The organism is Luteimicrobium xylanilyticum, from assembly GCF_009429125.1.
Lineage (GTDB): Bacteria > Actinomycetota > Actinomycetes > Actinomycetales > Cellulomonadaceae > Luteimicrobium > Luteimicrobium xylanilyticum.
On record NZ_CP045529.1, the window covers coordinates 1,967,194 to 1,984,802 of the forward strand.

14 protein-coding genes are annotated in these 17,609 nt (G+C 72.7%); 3 read left to right on the top strand and 11 right to left on the bottom strand.

What is annotated here, in order from left to right; genetic code table 11:
- Nucleotides 1-100: 100 nt before the first annotated feature.
- Together KDY119_RS08730 and KDY119_RS08735 are read right to left on the bottom strand one after the other, a co-directional pair.
- On the bottom strand, nucleotides 101-1,372 hold the full coding sequence (locus KDY119_RS08730) for a carbohydrate-binding protein (protein ID WP_194174394.1): 1,272 nt from the start codon (nucleotides 1,370-1,372) through the stop codon (nucleotides 101-103).
- A gap of 221 nt (nucleotides 1,373-1,593) precedes the next feature.
- Nucleotides 1,594-2,502, bottom strand: coding sequence for a sigma-70 family RNA polymerase sigma factor (locus KDY119_RS08735; protein WP_227994584.1), 909 nt, complete (start codon nucleotides 2,500-2,502; stop codon nucleotides 1,594-1,596).
- A 79-nt stretch (nucleotides 2,503-2,581) separates the two neighbouring features.
- Between KDY119_RS08735 and KDY119_RS08740 the strand changes: the two genes are divergently transcribed.
- Nucleotides 2,582-3,070: a PNPOx family protein gene (locus KDY119_RS08740; RefSeq protein ID WP_083890840.1), complete on the top strand. Its 489-nt coding sequence runs from the start codon at nucleotides 2,582-2,584 to the stop codon at nucleotides 3,068-3,070.
- Here KDY119_RS08740 and KDY119_RS08745 read toward each other — a convergent pair.
- The 7 genes from KDY119_RS08745 to ilvD form a co-directional block, all read right to left on the bottom strand.
- Nucleotides 3,057-4,076: a pectinesterase family protein gene (locus KDY119_RS08745; protein WP_036950270.1), complete on the bottom strand. Its 1,020-nt coding sequence runs from the start codon at nucleotides 4,074-4,076 to the stop codon at nucleotides 3,057-3,059. The two genes, KDY119_RS08740 and KDY119_RS08745, sit on opposite strands and share 14 nt — an antisense overlap.
- Nucleotides 4,077-4,155: 79 nt before the next feature.
- Complete coding sequence (gene katG / locus KDY119_RS08750; protein ID WP_153022209.1) at nucleotides 4,156-6,384, bottom strand: catalase/peroxidase HPI; 2,229 nt, start codon at nucleotides 6,382-6,384, stop codon at nucleotides 4,156-4,158.
- 43 nt (nucleotides 6,385-6,427) lie between these two features.
- On the bottom strand, nucleotides 6,428-6,874 hold the full coding sequence (locus KDY119_RS08755) for a Fur family transcriptional regulator (RefSeq protein WP_036950268.1): 447 nt from the start codon (nucleotides 6,872-6,874) through the stop codon (nucleotides 6,428-6,430).
- 96 nt (nucleotides 6,875-6,970) lie between these two features.
- The gene (locus KDY119_RS08760) at nucleotides 6,971-9,736 is read right to left on the bottom strand and encodes a glycoside hydrolase domain-containing protein (protein ID WP_051136556.1); all 2,766 of its coding nucleotides are present in this window, start codon (nucleotides 9,734-9,736) and stop codon (nucleotides 6,971-6,973) included.
- Nucleotides 9,737-9,881: 145 nt separating this feature from the next.
- Nucleotides 9,882-10,232 carry a DUF2277 domain-containing protein gene (locus tag KDY119_RS08765; protein ID WP_036950264.1) on the bottom strand — a complete coding sequence of 117 codons (351 nt, stop codon included), beginning with the start codon at nucleotides 10,230-10,232 and terminating at the stop codon, nucleotides 9,882-9,884.
- Between the two features lie 109 nt (nucleotides 10,233-10,341).
- Nucleotides 10,342-11,898: a tannase/feruloyl esterase family alpha/beta hydrolase gene (locus KDY119_RS08770; protein WP_036950997.1), complete on the bottom strand. Its 1,557-nt coding sequence runs from the start codon at nucleotides 11,896-11,898 to the stop codon at nucleotides 10,342-10,344.
- Between the two features lie 103 nt (nucleotides 11,899-12,001).
- Nucleotides 12,002-13,873, bottom strand: a complete 1,872-nt coding sequence (gene ilvD, locus KDY119_RS08775; protein WP_036950995.1) for a dihydroxy-acid dehydratase — start codon at nucleotides 13,871-13,873, stop codon at nucleotides 12,002-12,004.
- Nucleotides 13,874-13,979: 106 nt separating this feature from the next.
- On the opposite strand from ilvD, the gene KDY119_RS08780 reads away from it, so the two are divergent.
- Nucleotides 13,980-14,828 (top strand): helix-turn-helix transcriptional regulator, encoded by an 849-nt coding sequence (locus KDY119_RS08780; protein WP_036950262.1) that lies wholly within the window; start codon nucleotides 13,980-13,982, stop codon nucleotides 14,826-14,828.
- Between the two features lie 28 nt (nucleotides 14,829-14,856).
- Here the strand turns inward: KDY119_RS08780 and KDY119_RS08785 are convergent, their stop codons facing one another.
- A complete protein-coding gene (locus tag KDY119_RS08785; RefSeq protein ID WP_036950260.1) occupies nucleotides 14,857-15,279 on the bottom strand; it encodes a VOC family protein in 423 nt (140 codons plus the stop codon).
- 100 nt (nucleotides 15,280-15,379) lie between these two features.
- Here KDY119_RS08785 and KDY119_RS08790 point away from each other — a divergent pair, with 100 nt between their 5' ends.
- Nucleotides 15,380-16,360 (top strand): helix-turn-helix transcriptional regulator, encoded by a 981-nt coding sequence (locus KDY119_RS08790; RefSeq protein WP_036950259.1) that lies wholly within the window; start codon nucleotides 15,380-15,382, stop codon nucleotides 16,358-16,360.
- Here the strand turns inward: KDY119_RS08790 and KDY119_RS08795 are convergent.
- Nucleotides 16,324-17,547, bottom strand: coding sequence for an MFS transporter (locus KDY119_RS08795; protein WP_153022210.1), 1,224 nt, complete (start codon nucleotides 17,545-17,547; stop codon nucleotides 16,324-16,326). The two genes, KDY119_RS08790 and KDY119_RS08795, sit on opposite strands and share 37 nt — an antisense overlap.
- Nucleotides 17,548-17,609 lie beyond the last annotated feature (62 nt).

A 17,609-nucleotide genomic window follows, 5' to 3' on the forward strand; every position in this document is an offset into this window, starting at 1 on the left:
GGGCTCGGACCAGCCACAAAAAGCGCGCCCGGTAGCCGAGGGCGCACGACGGCGGAGGCCGCCCCAGTGATCTGGGGCGGCCTCCGCCGTCGTGCGTCCGTCAGCGCCCGAGGTCGCTGAGGAACCGGTTGGTGTACTGGACCCCGGAGTCGCGGTCGAGCGACCAGTACCGGATACCGGCGAGGCCGTTCGCCTTGACGTAGTTCGTCACGGTGTCGACGTCGGAGAGCGTGAAGTTCTCACCTGCGACGTCGTTCGCGGCGATCATGGGGCAGAGCTCGATCTTGTCGGCCGGGATGCCGAACGTGTACTCGAGGTTCTTGGCCGCCTGGACCGCCGACTGGCCCATGTCGCACTGGCCGCCCGACATGACGCACACGGCGCTCGACGGGCCGCCGTAGTCCATGGTCATGAGGTCGATCGTGTAGTGCGTGAGCGAGGACGCCTTGATCGCGTTGACGACCGAGGTGCCCAGCGAGTTGAGACCGGCGTGGCTGCCGTCCGACGCCGCCCAGGTGGCGAGCGTGAACGAGAAGCGCAGGTTCGGGTAGGCGGTCTGCGCCTCGGCGGCCGCGTTGACGAGGTTCGTGATGTCCGACGTCGACATCCCGTTCTCGATGTCGAAGTCGAGCCCGATCATGTGCGGGGTGGCGTACCGGGCGATGAAGCTCTTGAGGTTCGCCCCCGAGTCGCAGGTGAAGGACCCTGCAGCCCCGCCGGTCGAGACGATGTAGTCGAGGCCCGCGGAGTCGAGGGCGCCGATGTTCGAGGCGATGAAGCTGGACGCGCTGACGCCGGCCCACCCTTCGTTCGTGCAGGTGCCGGTCGCGAACGCGAGCGTGATCGCACCGAGGTTCGGCTCGACCTTCGAGTAGAAGCTGTTCGCGCCGACGAGGGGGAGCGTGGTCCCGCTCGCCGCCGTGCGCATGGTGCTGGTGTTCCAGTCCATCGAGACCGTGATGTCCTTGTACGGGGCGAAGACGACGCCGTCGGCGCTCCCGGTGCCTCCGCCGGTGCTGCCGCCGCCGTCACCGCCGCCGGTGCTCCCGCCGTCACCACCTCCGTCGTCGCCGCCGGTGCTCCCGCCGGTACAGGAGCCCTGCGAGGTCCAGGGCTGCCCGCTGCCCGCCGCCCCGCTGTGCGTGGCAGGGTCGTCGCCCTGGGTCCACCAGTTCGCTTTGTAGTTGACGCCGTTCTCGCTGGCGGTCTGGCCGCCGGTGTAGACGGAGGACGCGCTCCATGCGGTGGCGCAGGTGCTGGTTGCGGCGCTGGCCGACGTGGCGAACGCGGCCGCGCCGGCCACACCCCCGACGAGCGCCATCGCACCGGCGGCCAGTGCGCCGCCGACTCGTGTGCTGAAACTCAACTGCATCGTTGATCTCCTCGCTCGTCCCGGACCGGAGCCCGGGTCGATCGTGACGGGAGCGCCGCTCACGCGGTGCCTCGTTCATCCTTGACATCTGGCAGCGGCTTGTTCAACGGGTACGAGCGGATTATGTGGATTCCCCTTACAAATATCCGGGCCGAGCGCAGGGTGCGCTCGCCGGTGCGGCTGGCGCACCGGCTCCTCGGAACGGGCAGAACCAGCGGCGATCAGTTCAGGACGGTGGTGAGGTCGAGCCGGGCGAGGCGCTCCGGGTCCGCGAGGATGTCGAGCTCGGTGACCAGGCCGTCGTCGACGGTGAAGCCGATGACCGCGAACGGCTTGCCGCGCGGCGCGACGAGGACCCCGGCGACGCCGTTGACGAGGACGACGCGCGCCGCCGAGGAGAGCGCCGCGAACTGACGGGCCTGCGCGACGACGGCGTCCACGCCCCGGACGGTGCGCGACGGTCCGGCGGGGCCGGCGCCCGCGTCGGCGTGGAGGGTGACGTCCGGGGCCAGCAGCCGGGCGAGCCGCTCGAGGTCGCCGTCGCGCGACGCGGCGACGAACGCCCGCACGACGTCGCGGTGGTGCCGTGCGTCGGCGCCGCGCACCCGGCCGGGGTCGGCGTGCGGGCCGGCGGCGCGGAGTCGGGCGCGCGCCCGGCTGGCGAGCTGCTTCGCGGCGCCGGGGGAGCGGTCCAGCACGGTCCCGATCTCGTCGAACGGGACGGCGAAGACGTCGTGCAGGACGAACGCGAGCCGTTCGGACGGCGACAGCGTGTCGAGCACGACGAGGAGAGCGAGGCCCACCGAGTCGGCGAGCACGGCGCGGTCCTCGGGACCGTCCGGGGCTTCGACGCCGTGGCCGGGCAGGGGCCGCACGACGGGATCGGGCACGTGCACGTCGAGGGGGTCCTCCCGGCGTGACGCCCGTGACCGCAGCATGTCGAGGCAGACCCGCGAGACCACGGTCGTGAGCCAGGCGCGGAGGTTCGCGACGCCGTCGGTGTCGGAGCGGGCGAGGCGCAGCCAGGCCTCCTGCACGGCGTCGTCGGCCTCGGAGAGGGAGCCGAGCATGCGGTACGCCACCCCGCGCAGGTGCGCCCGGTGGGGTTCGAAGAGCGCCGCGTCGTCCACCGTGTTACCTCCGGTTCTCGTGATCCGTCCACCGGGTAGACGGTCCGCACGCGACCAACGTAACGACGAGGAGCGAGACATGAGCGAGCCCATCACCGGCGACGTCCCCCAGGCAGCGGGGGAGTCGCGCACGATCGCCGCGCAGGGTCTGGCGAACCGGGTCGTCCGCGGGGTGCTGCGCACCCCGGGTCTCGACCGGCTCGCGGGACGGCGACTGATCACCCTGTACGTCGTCGGACGCAAGTCCGGGACGCGGTACACGGTGCCGGTCGCGTACGTCCCGCACGACGGCGCCCTGCTGATCGGCACCCCGGCCCGGTGGGGGCGCAACCTGCGCACCGGCGAGCCGCTCGAGGTCCGGCTCCGCGGCCGTCGCACGACCGTGGACGTCGAGGTCCTCACCTCGCGCGAGGACGTCGTCGCCGCCTACGCCGTGATGTGCCGGGAGAACGGGACCTTCGCGTCGCTCAACGACGTCCGCCGGGACGACGACGGGACCCCCGCACCCGACGACCTCGTCGCCGCGTGGGAGCGGGGGTCGCGCGCGTACCGGCTCATCCCGCGCTGAGGTCTGCCGCCCGCTGGGGCGCCCAGCCGTCGTCGCCCGCGAGGTACGCCGCGGGGACGTGCGCGCGGGCGTCGGCCTCGGCGAGCTGGGGTCGCTGCAGGGTGACGAGGGCGCCGGGCCCGTCGTTGTGGTGCTCCGCGTTGCGACCGGGTAGCCAGTCGTACCCGTGCATCGGCTCCCAGGGGGCCGCCACGGCCAGGTGGCGGCCCAGCGTCGAGTCGCGGACGACGACGCGCGGGTCGTTGCCCGGCGCGCTGCTCGGGTGCCACGGTCGCCCGAGGGCGTAGCTGCCGGGATCCGCGTCGGAGACGAGGCTGCAGCGCGTGACGAGAAACCCGTGCGGGTTGCCCGTGGCGGTGCTCGGTGCGAAGAGGTAGCCGTTCGGGGTGCCGGTGTGGCGGAGCGCCATGATCGTGCACCCGTCGAGCACGGCCGTCGCCCTGCCGAACACGAAATCGACGTCGCCCTGGACGTGGCTGTCGTGCACGTAGACACGGACCCGGACGTCCTCGGCCGGCGAGTCGAGGAACAGCGTGTCCTGGTGGCCGAGGAGCCGGACGTGGTCGAGGACCACCCGGTCGGCCAGCGTCCGCAGGGCCACGGCCTGACGGTTCACGATCTCGGGGTGGGCGGCGTCGTCGAACGCGTTCGCGAACGTGACGTGCCTCGCCTCGAAGCCGTCGCCGGCGACCGTCACCGTCGCGCTGCCGGCCGTGCCCCAGGTCCCGCCGCCGGGCCGCGGTGTCCCGTTGGCTCGGTCGTCGACGATGACGACGTCGTCCGGGTCGCCCGTGGCCCCGACGAGCGCGAGGCCCGTCTTGTCGGGACCGACGACGACCGGGCCGCGGTAGACGCCGGGCTCGACGCGGACGACGACGCGGTCGGCACCGGCCGGGGCGAGGTCGACGCCCTCCTGGACGGTGCGTGCGTCGCCGGAGCCGTCGGCGGCCACGACGACGTCGGCCACGACGTCGGTCGGGGGGAGCGGTCTGGACTGCTGGCTCATCGGCGGGGGCCTCCGGGTCGTCGTGCGGGGAGCCGTGGCCGTCGGGCCGGCCCCGGAGGGTCGGCCCGACGGCGGACGGTCAGCGGTCCAGGTCGAAGCGGTCGAGCTCCATGACCTTGACCCAGGCGGCGACGAAGTCGTCGACGAGCTGTCGGGCCGCGTCGTCGGACGCGTAGACCTCGGCGACGGCACGCAGCTCGGAGTTGGCCCCGAAGACGAGGTCCGCACGCGTGCCGACCCACCGCGGCTCGCCGGTCGCCCGGTCGACGCCCTGGTAGGCGTGCTTGCCGGGGTCCAGCGCGCTCCACCGGGTTCCCATGTCGAGGAGGTTGACGAAGAAGTCGTTCGTCAGCACCCCGGGCCGGTCCGTCAGCACGCCGCGGGTCGACCCGTCGTACGTCGCGCCCAGGACCCGCAGCCCGCCCACGAGCACCGTCATCTCGGGCACGCTCAAGGTGAGGAGGTTCGCCCGGTCGACCAGGTGGTACTCGGCCGGCATGGAGGCCTCGGGTCCCACGTAGTTGCGGAACCCGTCGGCGACGGGCTCGAGATACCCGAACGACTCGACGTCGGTCTGCTCCTGCGTCGCATCGACGCGGCCGGGCGTGAACGGCACCTCGATCGGGTGCCCGGCCGCGACTGCGGCGTCCTCGACGCCCACGCCGCCCGCGAGGACGACGAGGTCGGCGAGGGAGACGCCGGTGCCCGACGCGTCCTTGATCTCCTCGAGCGCGGCGATCACCCGTGCGAGCCGCTCCGGGTCGTTCACGGCCCAGTCCTTCTGCGGGGCGAGCCGGACGCGAGCACCGTTGGCGCCCCCACGCTTGTCGCTGCCGCGGAACGACGACGCGGACGCCCACGCGGTGGACACGAGCTCGGCGACCGTGAGGCCCGAGGAGCGCACGGCGTCCTTGAGAGCCGCGACGTCCGCCTCGGTCAGGGTCGCGGTCGCTGCAGGCAGCGGGTCCTGCCACAGGAACTGCTCGGCGGGCACCTCGGGACCGACGTAACGCGCGACCGGCCCCATGTCGCGGTGGGTGAGCTTGAACCAGGCCCGCGCGAACGCCGCAGCGAACGCGGCCTGGTCGTCCTTGAAGCGGCGGGCGATGGGCTCGTAGACGGGGTCGTGGCGAAGCGCCAGGTCGGACGTGAGCATGCGAGGCTCGCGCCGTCCGTCCGTGTGGGCGAGCGGCACCATGTCCGCTCCGCCGCCGTCCTTGGGTCGCCACTGCTTGGCGCCCGCCGGCGAGTCCATGAGCTCCCACTCGTACGCGAACAGGATGTGGAAGAACTCGTTGTCCCACCGGGTCGGGTGGTAGGTCCACGTGACCTCGAGACCCGACGTGATCGTGTCGTCCCCGACGCCGCTGCCGTAGGTGTTCGACCAGCCGAGGCCCTGGTCCTCGAGCCCGCCCGCTTCGGGCGCGGCACCGACGTGGCTGTCCGGGCCGGCGCCGTGCGTCTTGCCGAACGTGTGGCCGCCGGCGATCAGGGCGACCGTCTCCTCGTCGTCCATGGCCATCCGCTTGAAGGTCTCACGGATGTCACGCGCCGACGCGAGAGGGTCGGGGTTGCCGGCCGGACCTTCGGGGTTGACGTAGATGAGGCCCATCTGGACCGCGGCGAGCGGTCGTTCGAGCTCGTGGTCGCCGTGGTAGCGCTCGTCGCCGAGCCACGTGGTCTCCGGTCCCCAGTAGACGTCGTCGTCGGGCTCCCAGGCGTCGACGCGCCCGCCCGCGAAGCCGAGGGTCTCGAAGCCCATGGTCTCGAGCGCGACGTTCCCGGCGAGGATCATGAGGTCGGCCCACGACAGGCTCCGCCCGTACTTCTTCTTGACGGGCCACAGGAGCCGTCGCGCCTTGTCGAGGCTCACGTTGTCGGGCCAGCTGTTCAGCGGGGCGAAGCGCTGCTGGCCGGTGCCGCCACCGCCGCGGCCGTCGATCACGCGGTAGGTCCCGGCGCTGTGCCACGCCATGCGGACCACGAGGGGACCGTAGTGGCCGAAGTCCGCAGGCCACCAGTCCTGGGACGTGGTGAGGACCTCGGCGACGTCCCGCTTGACGGCCGGGAGGTCGAGCGCCTGGAACGCGGTCGCGTAGTCGAACTCCTCGCCCAGCGGGTTGGCGACCGCAGGGTTCTTGGCCAGGATCTTCAGGTTGAGGCGCTCCGGCCACCAGCCGCTGTTGGCGTTCCCGCTCGTCGGGTGCGGAGAGCGCAGACCGTGGGGGACAGGGCAGTCGCTCTCGATCGGCTGGTCGGTCTCGTCGTCCGTCGTGACGACTCCGTGCAGCTCGGGGTTCTCGGACATCGGCATCCTTCCGGGTGGGGATGGGGGGGACAGGCTGGGGGACTCAGGCGCCGGCGGGCAGCTCGTCCGACCGTGGCCGTGCCGCGCACGCGGGGCACAGGCCGGAGAACACGACGTCGGCGGCGTCGATCACGAAGCCGAGGTCGTCCGACGGCGTGAGGCACGGCGCGGCGCCGACGACGCAGTCGACGTCCTCCACGCGGCCGCACGAGCGGCAGACCAGGTGATGGTGGTTGTCGGCCACGCGCGTCTCGTAGCGCCACGCGTGTCCGGGCAGGTCGATGCGACGGACGAGCCCGGCCGTCTCGAGCGCACCGACGACGCCGTAGACGGTCTGTGCGCTCACCTCGCCCAGCCGCGGGCGCAGCCGGCGCACGATCTCGTCGGCCTCGGCGTGCGGCACGGCCCGCAGCTCCTCGAGCACCGCGAGACGCTGCTGGGTGACGCGTAGCCCGGCGTCGCGCAGGGCCCGCGTCCAGTCGGGGGACATGCGCCCGAGGCTACCGCTTGTTCTGAATGGGTCAAGATAAGTGAGGCGCGCTCGCCTGGGCGGGTGGCGTAACCGCCGCCGACGGCCAGCTCCTTCTCAGCGGCCGTGGTGCGGGGGCGCCAGGACGACGAGGTGCTGGGCCTTCGACGTCGACCCTCCGGCCCGCGTGCGGTCGTCCGGAACGAAGACCGCGGTGAGGGAGTGGACGCCTCGTGTGACCGTCGTCGGGACCGTGGCCGTCGCCTGCGCTCCGGCGCCGAGCGGAACCCGCGCAAGGATCCGTCGGCCGTCCCGGAACACGACCGTCCCGGGCTGGGCCACGTCGTCACCGAACGTCACCGTGGCGGTCGCCGCCGTGGTCGTCCCGGCCCGCTGGACGTGACGGTCCAGCTGCAGCGAGGTGCGTGATGTCGTCGGGCCCGTGGGGTCCGTCGTGGTCGCCCACGTCGTCGGGCTGGTGCTCAACGTGTAGCTGAGCGTGCGGCTCGACGACAACCGGTCCACCGCGAGCCACGAGCGGTCCTGCGTGCGCCCGTCGACCCGCAGCGAGAGGATGAACGGCGACGTGGCCGCGTCGCGGTCGGTGTGGATCCGCACGGTGCGCTTGCCGAGGTGCAGCGTGACGTCGGGGAACTGCGGCGTGGACAGCGCGAGGCCGTCCTCGGCCTGCGACACGGGGAACATGCCGATCCCCGCGAACACGTACCAGCTCGACAGGGCGCCCATGTCGTCGTCGCCGGGCAGCCCGTCGCGGGCCGTGCTGAACGCGGTGCGCATGAGCTGCTGGACCACGTACTGCGTCGAGGCGGGCTTGCCGGCGAAGTCGTACGCCCACGGCGCGGGGAAGCCCATCTCGTTGCCCATGTAGAAGCCCTGGGAGTCCTGGCCGCCGTTGAGCTGCTGGAGGGTGGGCACCTTGGTGAGCGCGGAGTCCACCGAGAAGAGCGTGTTCAGCCGGTCCACGGCGCCGTCCGTGCCGATCGTGCGGATCAGATCAGGCCACGCATACCCGAACGACCAGAAGTAGTTCGGCTCGGTCGACTCGTGGTACGAACCGGGCTCGAGCGGGCCCGGCGTGCCCGCGCTCGTCGGCGCCTCCCGCGCGACGATCGTGCCGTCGGCGAAGTCGAAGATGTTCTTCCACCAGCTCGCACGGTCGTCGAGGCGCGCGATGTCCGCCTGGGTGACGGACACGCTCGGGTCCGTGAGGACGCGCTCCGGGAGCGCCGACAGGAAGGCTGCCGCGGCGTGGTCGCTGTTGTACCGCTCGATGTTGGCCGACGTGGCGTCCGGGTAGTAGCCGTCCCGGAGGTACGTCGTCGCGTCCGACATGCTGGCCCGACCGTTGCACGCGCTCGTCGGGTCGAACACCGACTGCTTGACCAGTCGCGCCGCCGTCGTCACGTCGAAGCCGGTCGCCCCGAACGCGTACGACGCCGCGAGGACGGGGAGCGCGTTGTCGCCCGCCATGGGCGTGGAGTCGTCGCTCGCGTCGACCCAGTGGGGGAACGCACCGCACTGCTCGCCGTCGACGACGAGGGACTGCATGACGTCGCTCGCGACGTCGGGCGCGAGCATTGCGAGAAGCTGGGCCTGCGACCGGTACGTGTCCCACATGGACAGGCTCGAGTAGTGGGTCGTGTAGCTGCCGGTGGAGCCGTCAGGCCGCTTGTACGTGTAGTCGCGCACGTTCGTGACGGGGCGGTCCGGCACGCCGCCCGCGGTGTCGACCGTGCCCGGGTAGGGCGGCGTCGCCTCCATGCTGCGGAAGTCGCCGTTGACGTCGGAGTACGTCGTGGGGGAGCCGAACACGCGGTACAGGCCGGTGTAGAACTTCGTCAGGTCGGTGCGCTGGGCTGCGGTCAGCGACGCCGGCCTCGCCGCCTCGGCGACCTGGACGGCGTTGAGCCGGGAGTTCCACGTCGCGTCCGCCTTCGCGCGGACCTGGTCGAACGTCGAGCGCGCGTTCTCGGTCTTCAGGTTGAGCTTCGCGTTCGCGACGCTGACGGACGAGATCCCGACGCGGATCGTCAGCGTCGGGTCCTTGTCGGTGAGGTCGTACTGGAGGACGGTCGCGCCGTCGTGCACGGTGTTCACGGTGCTGCCGTCGGGCTGGGCGCGCAGCGGCTTGTCGGCCTCGAGGTAGAAGTAGACGTTCGAGTTGAACTGCGTCCCGTACGGCGTGCAGAATGCGGGGGCGACGGTCTTGCCGGTGAGCACGCGGCCGTCGTCGGCGACGGTGAGCGCGGTGCTGGCCGCGGAGATCTTGCCCGCGCTGCTGCTCATGTTGCTGTTCGCGTTGAGGCGCGTGTCCAGCGAGAAGTAGCCGGCGTCCTTGCCCGGGTAGGTGAACTGCGCCATGCCGGTGCGGGTGGTCGCGGTGAGCTCGACGCCGACCTGGTTGTCGAGAGTGACGGCGTACTCGCCGGGACGGGCCGACTCGGTCGCGGTCTTGAAGGTGACGCCGACGGGCTTCCCGGCGGCGGTCGCGACGGACTGCGGCGTCGACGCCGGCATCATGCCGACCACGCCCTGGCCGGGGCAGCCCGGGCCGTTGAGGTGGGTCAGGCTGAAGAAGTTGACCTTGCCGCTCGTGGCGTTCGCGGCGGTCAGGTATCCGCCCGACCCGTTGAAGTCGGTGCGTGGCGTGTCGGGGCCGAAGTCGACCATCCCGAACGGCACCTGCGCACCCGGGTTGACGTTGCCGGCGTACCCGCTCGTCGAGGAAACGGCCGTGCCGACGAACGGGTTCACGTACTGCGTCAGGGGCAGCTCGTGCCCGGTCGCGTGGCCCCCGCCGTGCCCTGTCGTGTGCGCGACGGCGGGCTGCGCCAGCCCAGCGGCGAGAGCGGTACCAGCCACCAGAGCGGTACATCGGAACGTGAGGACTGACTTTCGCATAGGCTCCACTCCTTCCGCCCGCAGGCGGGTGACAACGATGTCATTTCGAGTGTCACCCTAGGCCGGCACCTGTGCGCCGACCAAGTCCGCAGGTGGCGGGCGGAAGTCAGGTCGTGACGACCGACCCGTCGTCGGCGTGCTCGTGCGCGAGCCCCAGCTCGTGCAGGCGCTCGTGCTCCTCCCGTTCGGCCATCCGGCGTGCGATCCGCTCCTGGACCTCCGCGCGCCGCAGCGGCGGGAGCGTGGGCGGGGGAGTGCGGCGCTCGGGCAGCTCGTCGAGCACCCGCTCCGTCGCGGCCGCCACCGCGGCGACCGCGGCCTCGAACGCGTCGCGCGTCGCGTCGCTGAGCTTCTGGACGCCGGTCACCTTGCGCACGTACTGGCGCGCGGCGGCCTCGACCTCCTCGGACGTCGCGGGCGGCTCGAGCCCGCGCAGGGTCGTGATGTTCCGGCACATCCTTCGACGCTATGCCCGTCCCGCGGCGGCGTCGAGGCCCTCACGACGCCCGACGGCGGCCCCGGGGGGAGTCCCGGGGCCGCCGTCGAACGGCTCGTGGGTCGGGAGGTCAGTGGCGGGCGGCCGCGAAGGGTCGAACCTGCCGGGTGACCGTGGCGCCGTCGGGCTGCGTGATCGCCGCGGTCAGCGTGGCGGGGGCGTGGCCCTGCTCGACCCAGGTCACGAGCGAGTCGAGGGCGTTCGTCGGGTCGGTGCCGCCCGCGCAGTGGTCGACGCCCGGCAGGAGGAACAGCCGGTAGAAGCTGTCGACCTTCCGGTCGCCGCCGAGGCGCCGGTCGACCCGCTCGCGGTAGTCCACGGTGCCCTGGGTCGGGACGAGCTGGTCGGCCTGGCCGTGCCAGGTGATGAGCTTGCCGCCGGACCGCGCGAACGCCCGCAGGTCCGGGTCGTCGGTGCCGATGACGTCGTGGAACTGACGCTGGGAGGACTGGAAGAGCCGGTAGAACGACGCGTAGGTGAGGTCGTTCGGGTCGAACGACGGATCACGTGTCACGAAGTACTGGGCCCACTGCTCGGCGACCACGAACGGTGTCCCGTACCGGGCGATGGAGTCGAGGCTCGCCCCCTTGTTCGGGCCGTACCAGAGCCGCTCGCCCGACGGCGTGGTCGGGCCCTCCCAGATCCTCCGGACGGCGTCCGCGGTCGCCCGGGAGACGGTGATCTCCTGGCCGTCGCACACGACCTTCGTCCCGACGAGGCGCCGGGCGTCCCAGTCGCACCTCGACGGGTCGTCGATGATGCCGTCCTTGCGTCCGTCGAGGGTGTCGCACGCCTTCACGGCGGCGTCGGTGAAGGCCTGCAGCTCGCACGGGCTCGGCTGCACGTGCTCCTCGTTGAAGACCGCCTGCGACCACAGCGTCGCGATCGCGAACCGGTCCCAGCTGATCGCGGGCGCGTTCGCGAGGATGCCCTGGAAGTCGGTCGGGTGGTCCTGCGCCTCGGCGTAGCCCTGTCGGCCGCCCGTCGAGCAGCCGTTCCAGTAGGCGTAGGTGACCGAGCGTCCGTAGAACTGCTTGGCGACGTCCTTCCCGACGACGGCGAGGTCGTGCAGGGAGCGCGTCGAGAAGTTCTTCAGCAGCGCGGTGTTCACCGTGCCGCGCGGCGTGAGGGCCCAGCCGCTCACGTCGACCGCGTTCTGCCCGACGCCCGCATCGGTGGCGCCCGCCGCGTATCCCGCCTTGACCGCCTGGACCAGCGCCGGCGCGGGGTCCGTGAGGTCGCCCGCGAGGTAGGCGCTGCCGCCCGCTGCCTGGAACCGCCCGCTCCACCGCGAGCGGTACTGAGGCAGCGACACCTTGATCCGCACGTGATCGTTCGCGCCGAGGTGGCTCACCGTCACGGTGACGTCGCACCACGCCGGGGCGTCGGCGATCGGGGCGACCGCCGGGTAGGCGGTCGGGAAGGAGATGGTGCCGCCCGCGTGCGCGACGGCGCTCACGGAGTCGACGTGCGTGCCCGCCGGGGCGGACGGCCGGACGGGCTGGCAGGCGGCGGTCGGGTGGGGGTGGTGGCCGTGGTCGGCGACGTGCGCGGAGGCCGACGGTGCGACGGCCGCGATCGCGGCCGGGAGCGCCAGCGCCATGAGGGTGATCAGGTGTCTTCTCATGCGCCCACGCTCACGTGCGGGAGCTGTGCGTCGCCCCAGGGGTGCACCCTGGGCGACCCCCTGGCCCGTGTGCCGGGGCGTACGGGCCAAGGGGTCGCGAGCCTCAGAGGCTGCCGGCGGCGACCTTCTCGAGCACGCTCAGGTCGCGGACGGCGCCCTTGTCCGCCGACGTCGCCAGCGCGGCGTACGCGCGGAGCGCCGCCGAGACGGGGCGGACCCGGTCCTTCGGCGCGTACCGCCCGCCGAGCGCGTCGCGCCGGGCTGCGAGGACGTCGTCGGGCACGAGGAGCTCGATGGCGCGGGTGGGGATGTCGATGCGGACCAGGTCGCCGTCCTCGACGAGCGCGATGGTGCCGCCCGACGCGGCCTCGGGAGAGACGTGCCCGATCGACAGGCCCGACGTGCCGCCGGAGAACCGGCCGTCCGTCACGAGCGCGCACACCTTGCCGAGGCCGCGGCCCTTGAGGAACGACGTCGGGTACAGCATCTCCTGCATGCCCGGGCCGCCCTTGGGGCCTTCGTAGCGGATCACCACGACGTCGCCTGCCTTGACCTGCTTGGCGAGGATCTTCTCGACGGCCTCCTCCTGCGACTCGCAGACCACGGCCGGGCCCTCGAACGTCCAGATCGACTCGTCGACGCCCGCGGTCTTCACGACGGCGCCGTCGACCGCGAGGTTGCCGCGCAGCACCGCGAGGCCGCCGTCCTTGGAGTACGCGTGCGCGACGTCGCGGATGCAGCCCGTCGCGGCGTCGGTGTCCAGGGACTCCCACCGCTCGGACTGCGAGAACGCCGTCGCCGAACGCTGCCCTCCGGGAGCCGCGTGCCACAGGTCCACGGCCTCGTCGGTGGCGGACCCGCCGCGCACGTCCCAGTCGTCCAGCCACTCCTTGATCGAGGCGGAGTGCACGGCGTGCACGTCGTCGTGGAGCAGCCCGCCGCGGTACAGCTCGCCGAGGATCGCGGGGATGCCGCCGGCGCGGTGCACGTCCTCCATGTAGTACGTGCCCTGCGGCGCGACGTTCGGCGCCACCTTGGTGAGGCACGGCACGCGACGCGAGAGCGCGTCCATGTCCGTCAGACCGAAGTCCACCTCGGCCTCCTGGGCCGCGGCGAGCAGGTGCAGGATCGTGTTCGTCGAGCCACCCATCGCGATGTCGAGCGCCATCGCGTTGCCGAACGCCTCGGGGGTGGCGACGGAGCGCGGCAGGACGGACGCGTCGTCGTCCTGGTAGTAGCGCTTCGCGATCTCGACGACGGTCCGCCCCGCGTCCTCGTACAGCGCACGACGCGCGGTGTGCGTCGCGAGGACGGAGCCGTTGCCGGGCAGCGACAGCCCGATGGCCTCGGTGAGGCAGTTCATCGAGTTGGCGGTGAACATGCCGGAGCAGGACCCGCACGTGGGGCAGGCGTTCTCCTCGATGCGGAGCATGTCGGCGTCGGACACCGCGTCGGAGACCGCGTTGGTCATGGCGTCGATGAGGTCGAGCTTGCGCACGGTCCCGTCGACGAGGGTCGCCCGTCCGGCCTCCATGGGGCCGCCCGAGACGAAGACCGTCGGGATGTTCAGGCGCAGCGCGGCCATGAGCATGCCGGGTGTGATTTTGTCGCAGTTCGAGATGCACACGAGCGCGTCCGCGCAGTGCGCGTTGACCATGTACTCCACGGAGTCGGCGATCAGGTCGCGGCTCGGCAGCGAGTAGAGCATGCCGCCGTGGCCCATCGCGATGCCGTCGTCGACGGCGATCGTGTTGAACTCGCGGGGGATCGCGCCCGCGGCCTGGATGGCCTCCGAGACGATCCGGCCGACGGGCTGGAGGTGGGTGTGGCCGGGGACGAACTCGGTGAACGAGTTCGCGACCGCGACGATCGGCTTGCCGATGTCGCTCGAGGCGACGCCGGACGCGCGCATCAGTGCGCGGGCGCCGGCCATGTTGCGGCCATGGGTGACGGTGCGAGAACGGAGCGAGGGCATGGTCACATTCCCTCACAGTCATCCCCGAAACCGGAAGACGGCGCTGGTGCTAGTAGTGGGAGTACTAGTGCCGGACTAGGCTGGTGAACGTGGGAAGGAGGACGGCGTGAGCGGCGACACCGAGCGGCGCAAGGAGCTCGGCGCCTTCCTGCGGGCCCGGCGCGAGCAGCTCGACCGGGCCGAGCACGACCTGCCACCCGTCGCCCGCGGCCGCACGACCGGGCTGCGTCGCGAGGAGGTCGCCGCCCGGGCCGGGGTGAGCATCACCTGGTACACGTGGCTCGAGCAGGGCCGCGACATCAACCCGTCGCGGCAGGTGCTGGACGCGCTCGCCGTGACCATGAGGCTCTCGGCGGCCGAGCACGAGTACGTGCTGTCGCTCGCGGGCTACGCGCCTGCTCCGGCAGCGGCTGCCGTCCCACCCCAGGAGATCCCCGCCCACCTGCAGCGGTTCCTCGACGCCCAGGCGCCCTCCCCGGCGTTCGCGCTCGCCCCCGACTGGGCGATCGTCGGCTGGAACCGGGCGTACGAGGTGCTCTACCCGAACGTCGCAGCCATGGCGCCCGAGGACCGCAACCTCTTGCTCGTGATCTTCACGGACCCCGACGACCGGGCCCTCCTGCCCGACTGGGAGACCACGAGCCGGCGGTTCCTCGCCGAGTACCGGGCCCAGGCCGGGCCCCGGCTCGCGCTGCCCGAGCACGTGGCGCTCGTCGGGCGGCTGCGGGCCGAGAGCGAGGACTTCGCCCGCGCGTGGGCCGACCATCGCGTCGAGCGGTTCGCGTCCCGCGAGCGCCGGTTCACCCACCCGGTGGCGGGGGAGCTCGCGTTCGAGCACCACGAGCTCGTGCCCGCGGACCTGCCCGACGTGCACGTCGTCGTCTACCTCGCCGCCGAGCGCTCGCCGACGAAGGACCGCATGGCTGCGCTGCTCGAGGGCGCCCGGCCACGGTGACGCGTCCCGTCGTAGCTGTCGGGCGGCCTCAGCTCGTCGCCCGGCGGTCGGCGAGGTCGTCGAAGTGGCTGTTCTCCATCACGCCGAGCACGTTGCCGAAGGGGTCGAGCATGGACGCGGTGACGAAACCGGGTCCGCGTTCGGTGCGCGGCTCGTGGGGTGTGGCGCCGAGCTCGGCGAGCCGTGCCAGGGTCGCGTCGACGTCGTCGACGGCCCAGTAGACCGTCACGCCCGCGCCTGCGGCTGCGTCCCGCACCGCGGCGGCGGCGAACCGGCGGTCCATGATGCCGAGCTCGTCCCCGTCGGCGCCGACGCGGAACTCCACGTACGCGGGCGTGTCCTCGGCGGGTTGGGCGAAGTACGCCTCCTGGCCGAGGAGCGTCGCGTACCAGTCGCGGGCGGCGTTGACGTCGTCGGCGGTGTAGGTGATGGTCGTGAGTCCTCGCAGCATGGTCGTTCGCCTTTCCTCGGTGGGCTTCTTCTCGGTACGTGTTCCATGCTGTCGGTCGAAGTGCTCAACCTGTGAGCAATTTTCGCGAGAGAATCGGGGCATGCGCGCGGACCGGCTCGTCGCCACCCTCCTGCTCCTGCAGTCGCGTGGTCGGGCCACCGCGGGCGAGCTCGCCGCCGAGCTCGAGGTCTCGGTCGCGACGGCCCGTCGCGACCTGGAGGCGCTCTCGTCGGCAGGTATCCCCGTCTACCCGCAGCCGGGCCGGGGCGGCGGGTGGCAGCTCGTCGGGGGAGCGCGGACCGACCTGACCGGGCTCACCGCGGAGGAGGCGCGCGCCCTGTTCCTGCTCGTCGGGTCGGCGCACCGGGGGAGCGCTCCCGGCGACGCCGCGGGGCGCGCGCTCCGCAAGGTCCTCCAGGCGCTGCCGGCGACCTTCCGCGCGCACGCCGAGGCTGCCGCGGACGCCGTCGGCGTCGATCCCCTCGCATGGGGGTCGTCACCGGACACCGGCGAGCCGCCGGGTCTCGACGTCGTCCGGCTCGCCGTCGTCGACCGGGTCGCGCTCCGCCTCGTCTACATGGACCATGCGGGAGCGCGGTCGGAGCGGACCGTCGAGCCGTGGGGGCTCGTCGACAAGGACGGCGTCGCTTACCTCGTCGCGGGGACGGAGCGGGGGAGGCGGACGTTCCGGCTTGACCGGGTCGTCGCGGCCGAGGCCACGGGGCGGACGTTCGAGAGGCCGTCGGACCTCGACGTCGACGATGAGTGGATCGCCGTCGTGGCCGAGGTCGAGGAGCGGCGGTCGGGGACCTGGGCGACCGTCGTCGTCGACCGACGTTGGGTGCCGGTGCTCCGGACGCAGTTCGGTCGCCACCTGCGCGAGGTCGACGCCGCCCCGGACGGCCGGGCGCGCGTGCGGGTCGCCGACCCGACGCCACTCGACCTCGCCCGGCACCTTGCGGGCTGGGGTGCGATGTTGGAGGTCGAGGACCCGCCGGCGGTGCGGGCCGAGCTCGCCCGGATCGGGTCAGAGCTCGTGCGCCTCTACGCGGCGGCCCGCACGATGGGCTCGACGACGTAGCGGTTGCGTCCCGCGAGGAGCCCGGCCACGAGCTGGACGGCCGCGACGACGGCGACGAGGGTGAGCGTCGCGACCCAGGCGCCGGTCGCGTCGTGGAGCAGGCCGGCGACGGTGGGGCCGCCCGCGGCGACGAGGTAGCCGACGCCCTGCGCCATCCCGGACAGGCGGCCGGCGTCGTGCGCGGTGCGGGTGCGGGCGGCGAACAGCGAGAGCGCGACGACGAGCGAGGCGCCCGAGCTCGCGCCCGCGACGAGCACCCAGAGCACGTGTGCCCCCGGTGCCACGATCAGCCCGACGGCCGCGACCATCATGAGGCCCGACACGCCGGCGGCCACGAGCCGCTGGTCGTGCTGGCGGTGCAGCACGGGCCCGATCGCGAGCCCCGCGAGGATCCCGACGATCTGCATCGCGAACAGGAGCCAGCCGGCTCCGGAGGGGGAGGTCCCGGACCGGTCGTGCTCGATCTGCGGCAGCCAGGTCACCAGCAGGTAGTACCCGCTGGACTGCAGCCCCATGTAGAGCGCGACCTGCCAGGCGGTCGCGCTGCGCCACGGCGCGACGCCGAGCGGTTGGGGGTCGTCGTCGGGCGGCGGGGTGTGGGAGCGGCTGCGGGGGAGCCAGAGCAGCGCCCCGAGCAGCGCGAGGCCGGCCCACGCGCCGAGCGCGAGCTGCCAGCCGCCGATCGCCGCGAGCGGCACGGCGATCCCCGACGCGACCGCGGCGAAGCTGCTCATCACGGCCGAGTAGACCCCCGTCACGACGGGCACGTGGTCGGGGAAGTCCCGTTTGACGAGCGCCGGGACGAGCACGTTCCCGACGGCGATCGCGGCCGCGAGCGGGACGGTACCGACCCACAGGGCGCCGGGCACCGCGGCGACGGACCGGATCGCGGTCCCCGCGGTGAGCACCCACAGTGCGAGGCCGACCGCGGGCTCGGTGCCCATGCGGCGCGCGAGCGTGTGGACGAGCGGGGACACGATCGCGAACGTCAGGAGGGGGACGGCCCCGAGGAGTCCGAGCGCACCGGCGGACAGGCCGGTGTCGTCGCCGATGTCGTCGATCACGGGACCGACGGCCGTGATGGCGCCGCGCAGGTTCGCGGCGACGACGAGCACCGTGACGAGCAGGTAGGCGTGCGCCAGCCGACCGGAGGAAGGGCCGGCTCCGGCAGGTCCGCGGCGACGCATCCCGGCATCCTACGTGGTACGCGCGTACCGGTACCGGGTCGGAGAGGCCGGCGTCGCTCGGT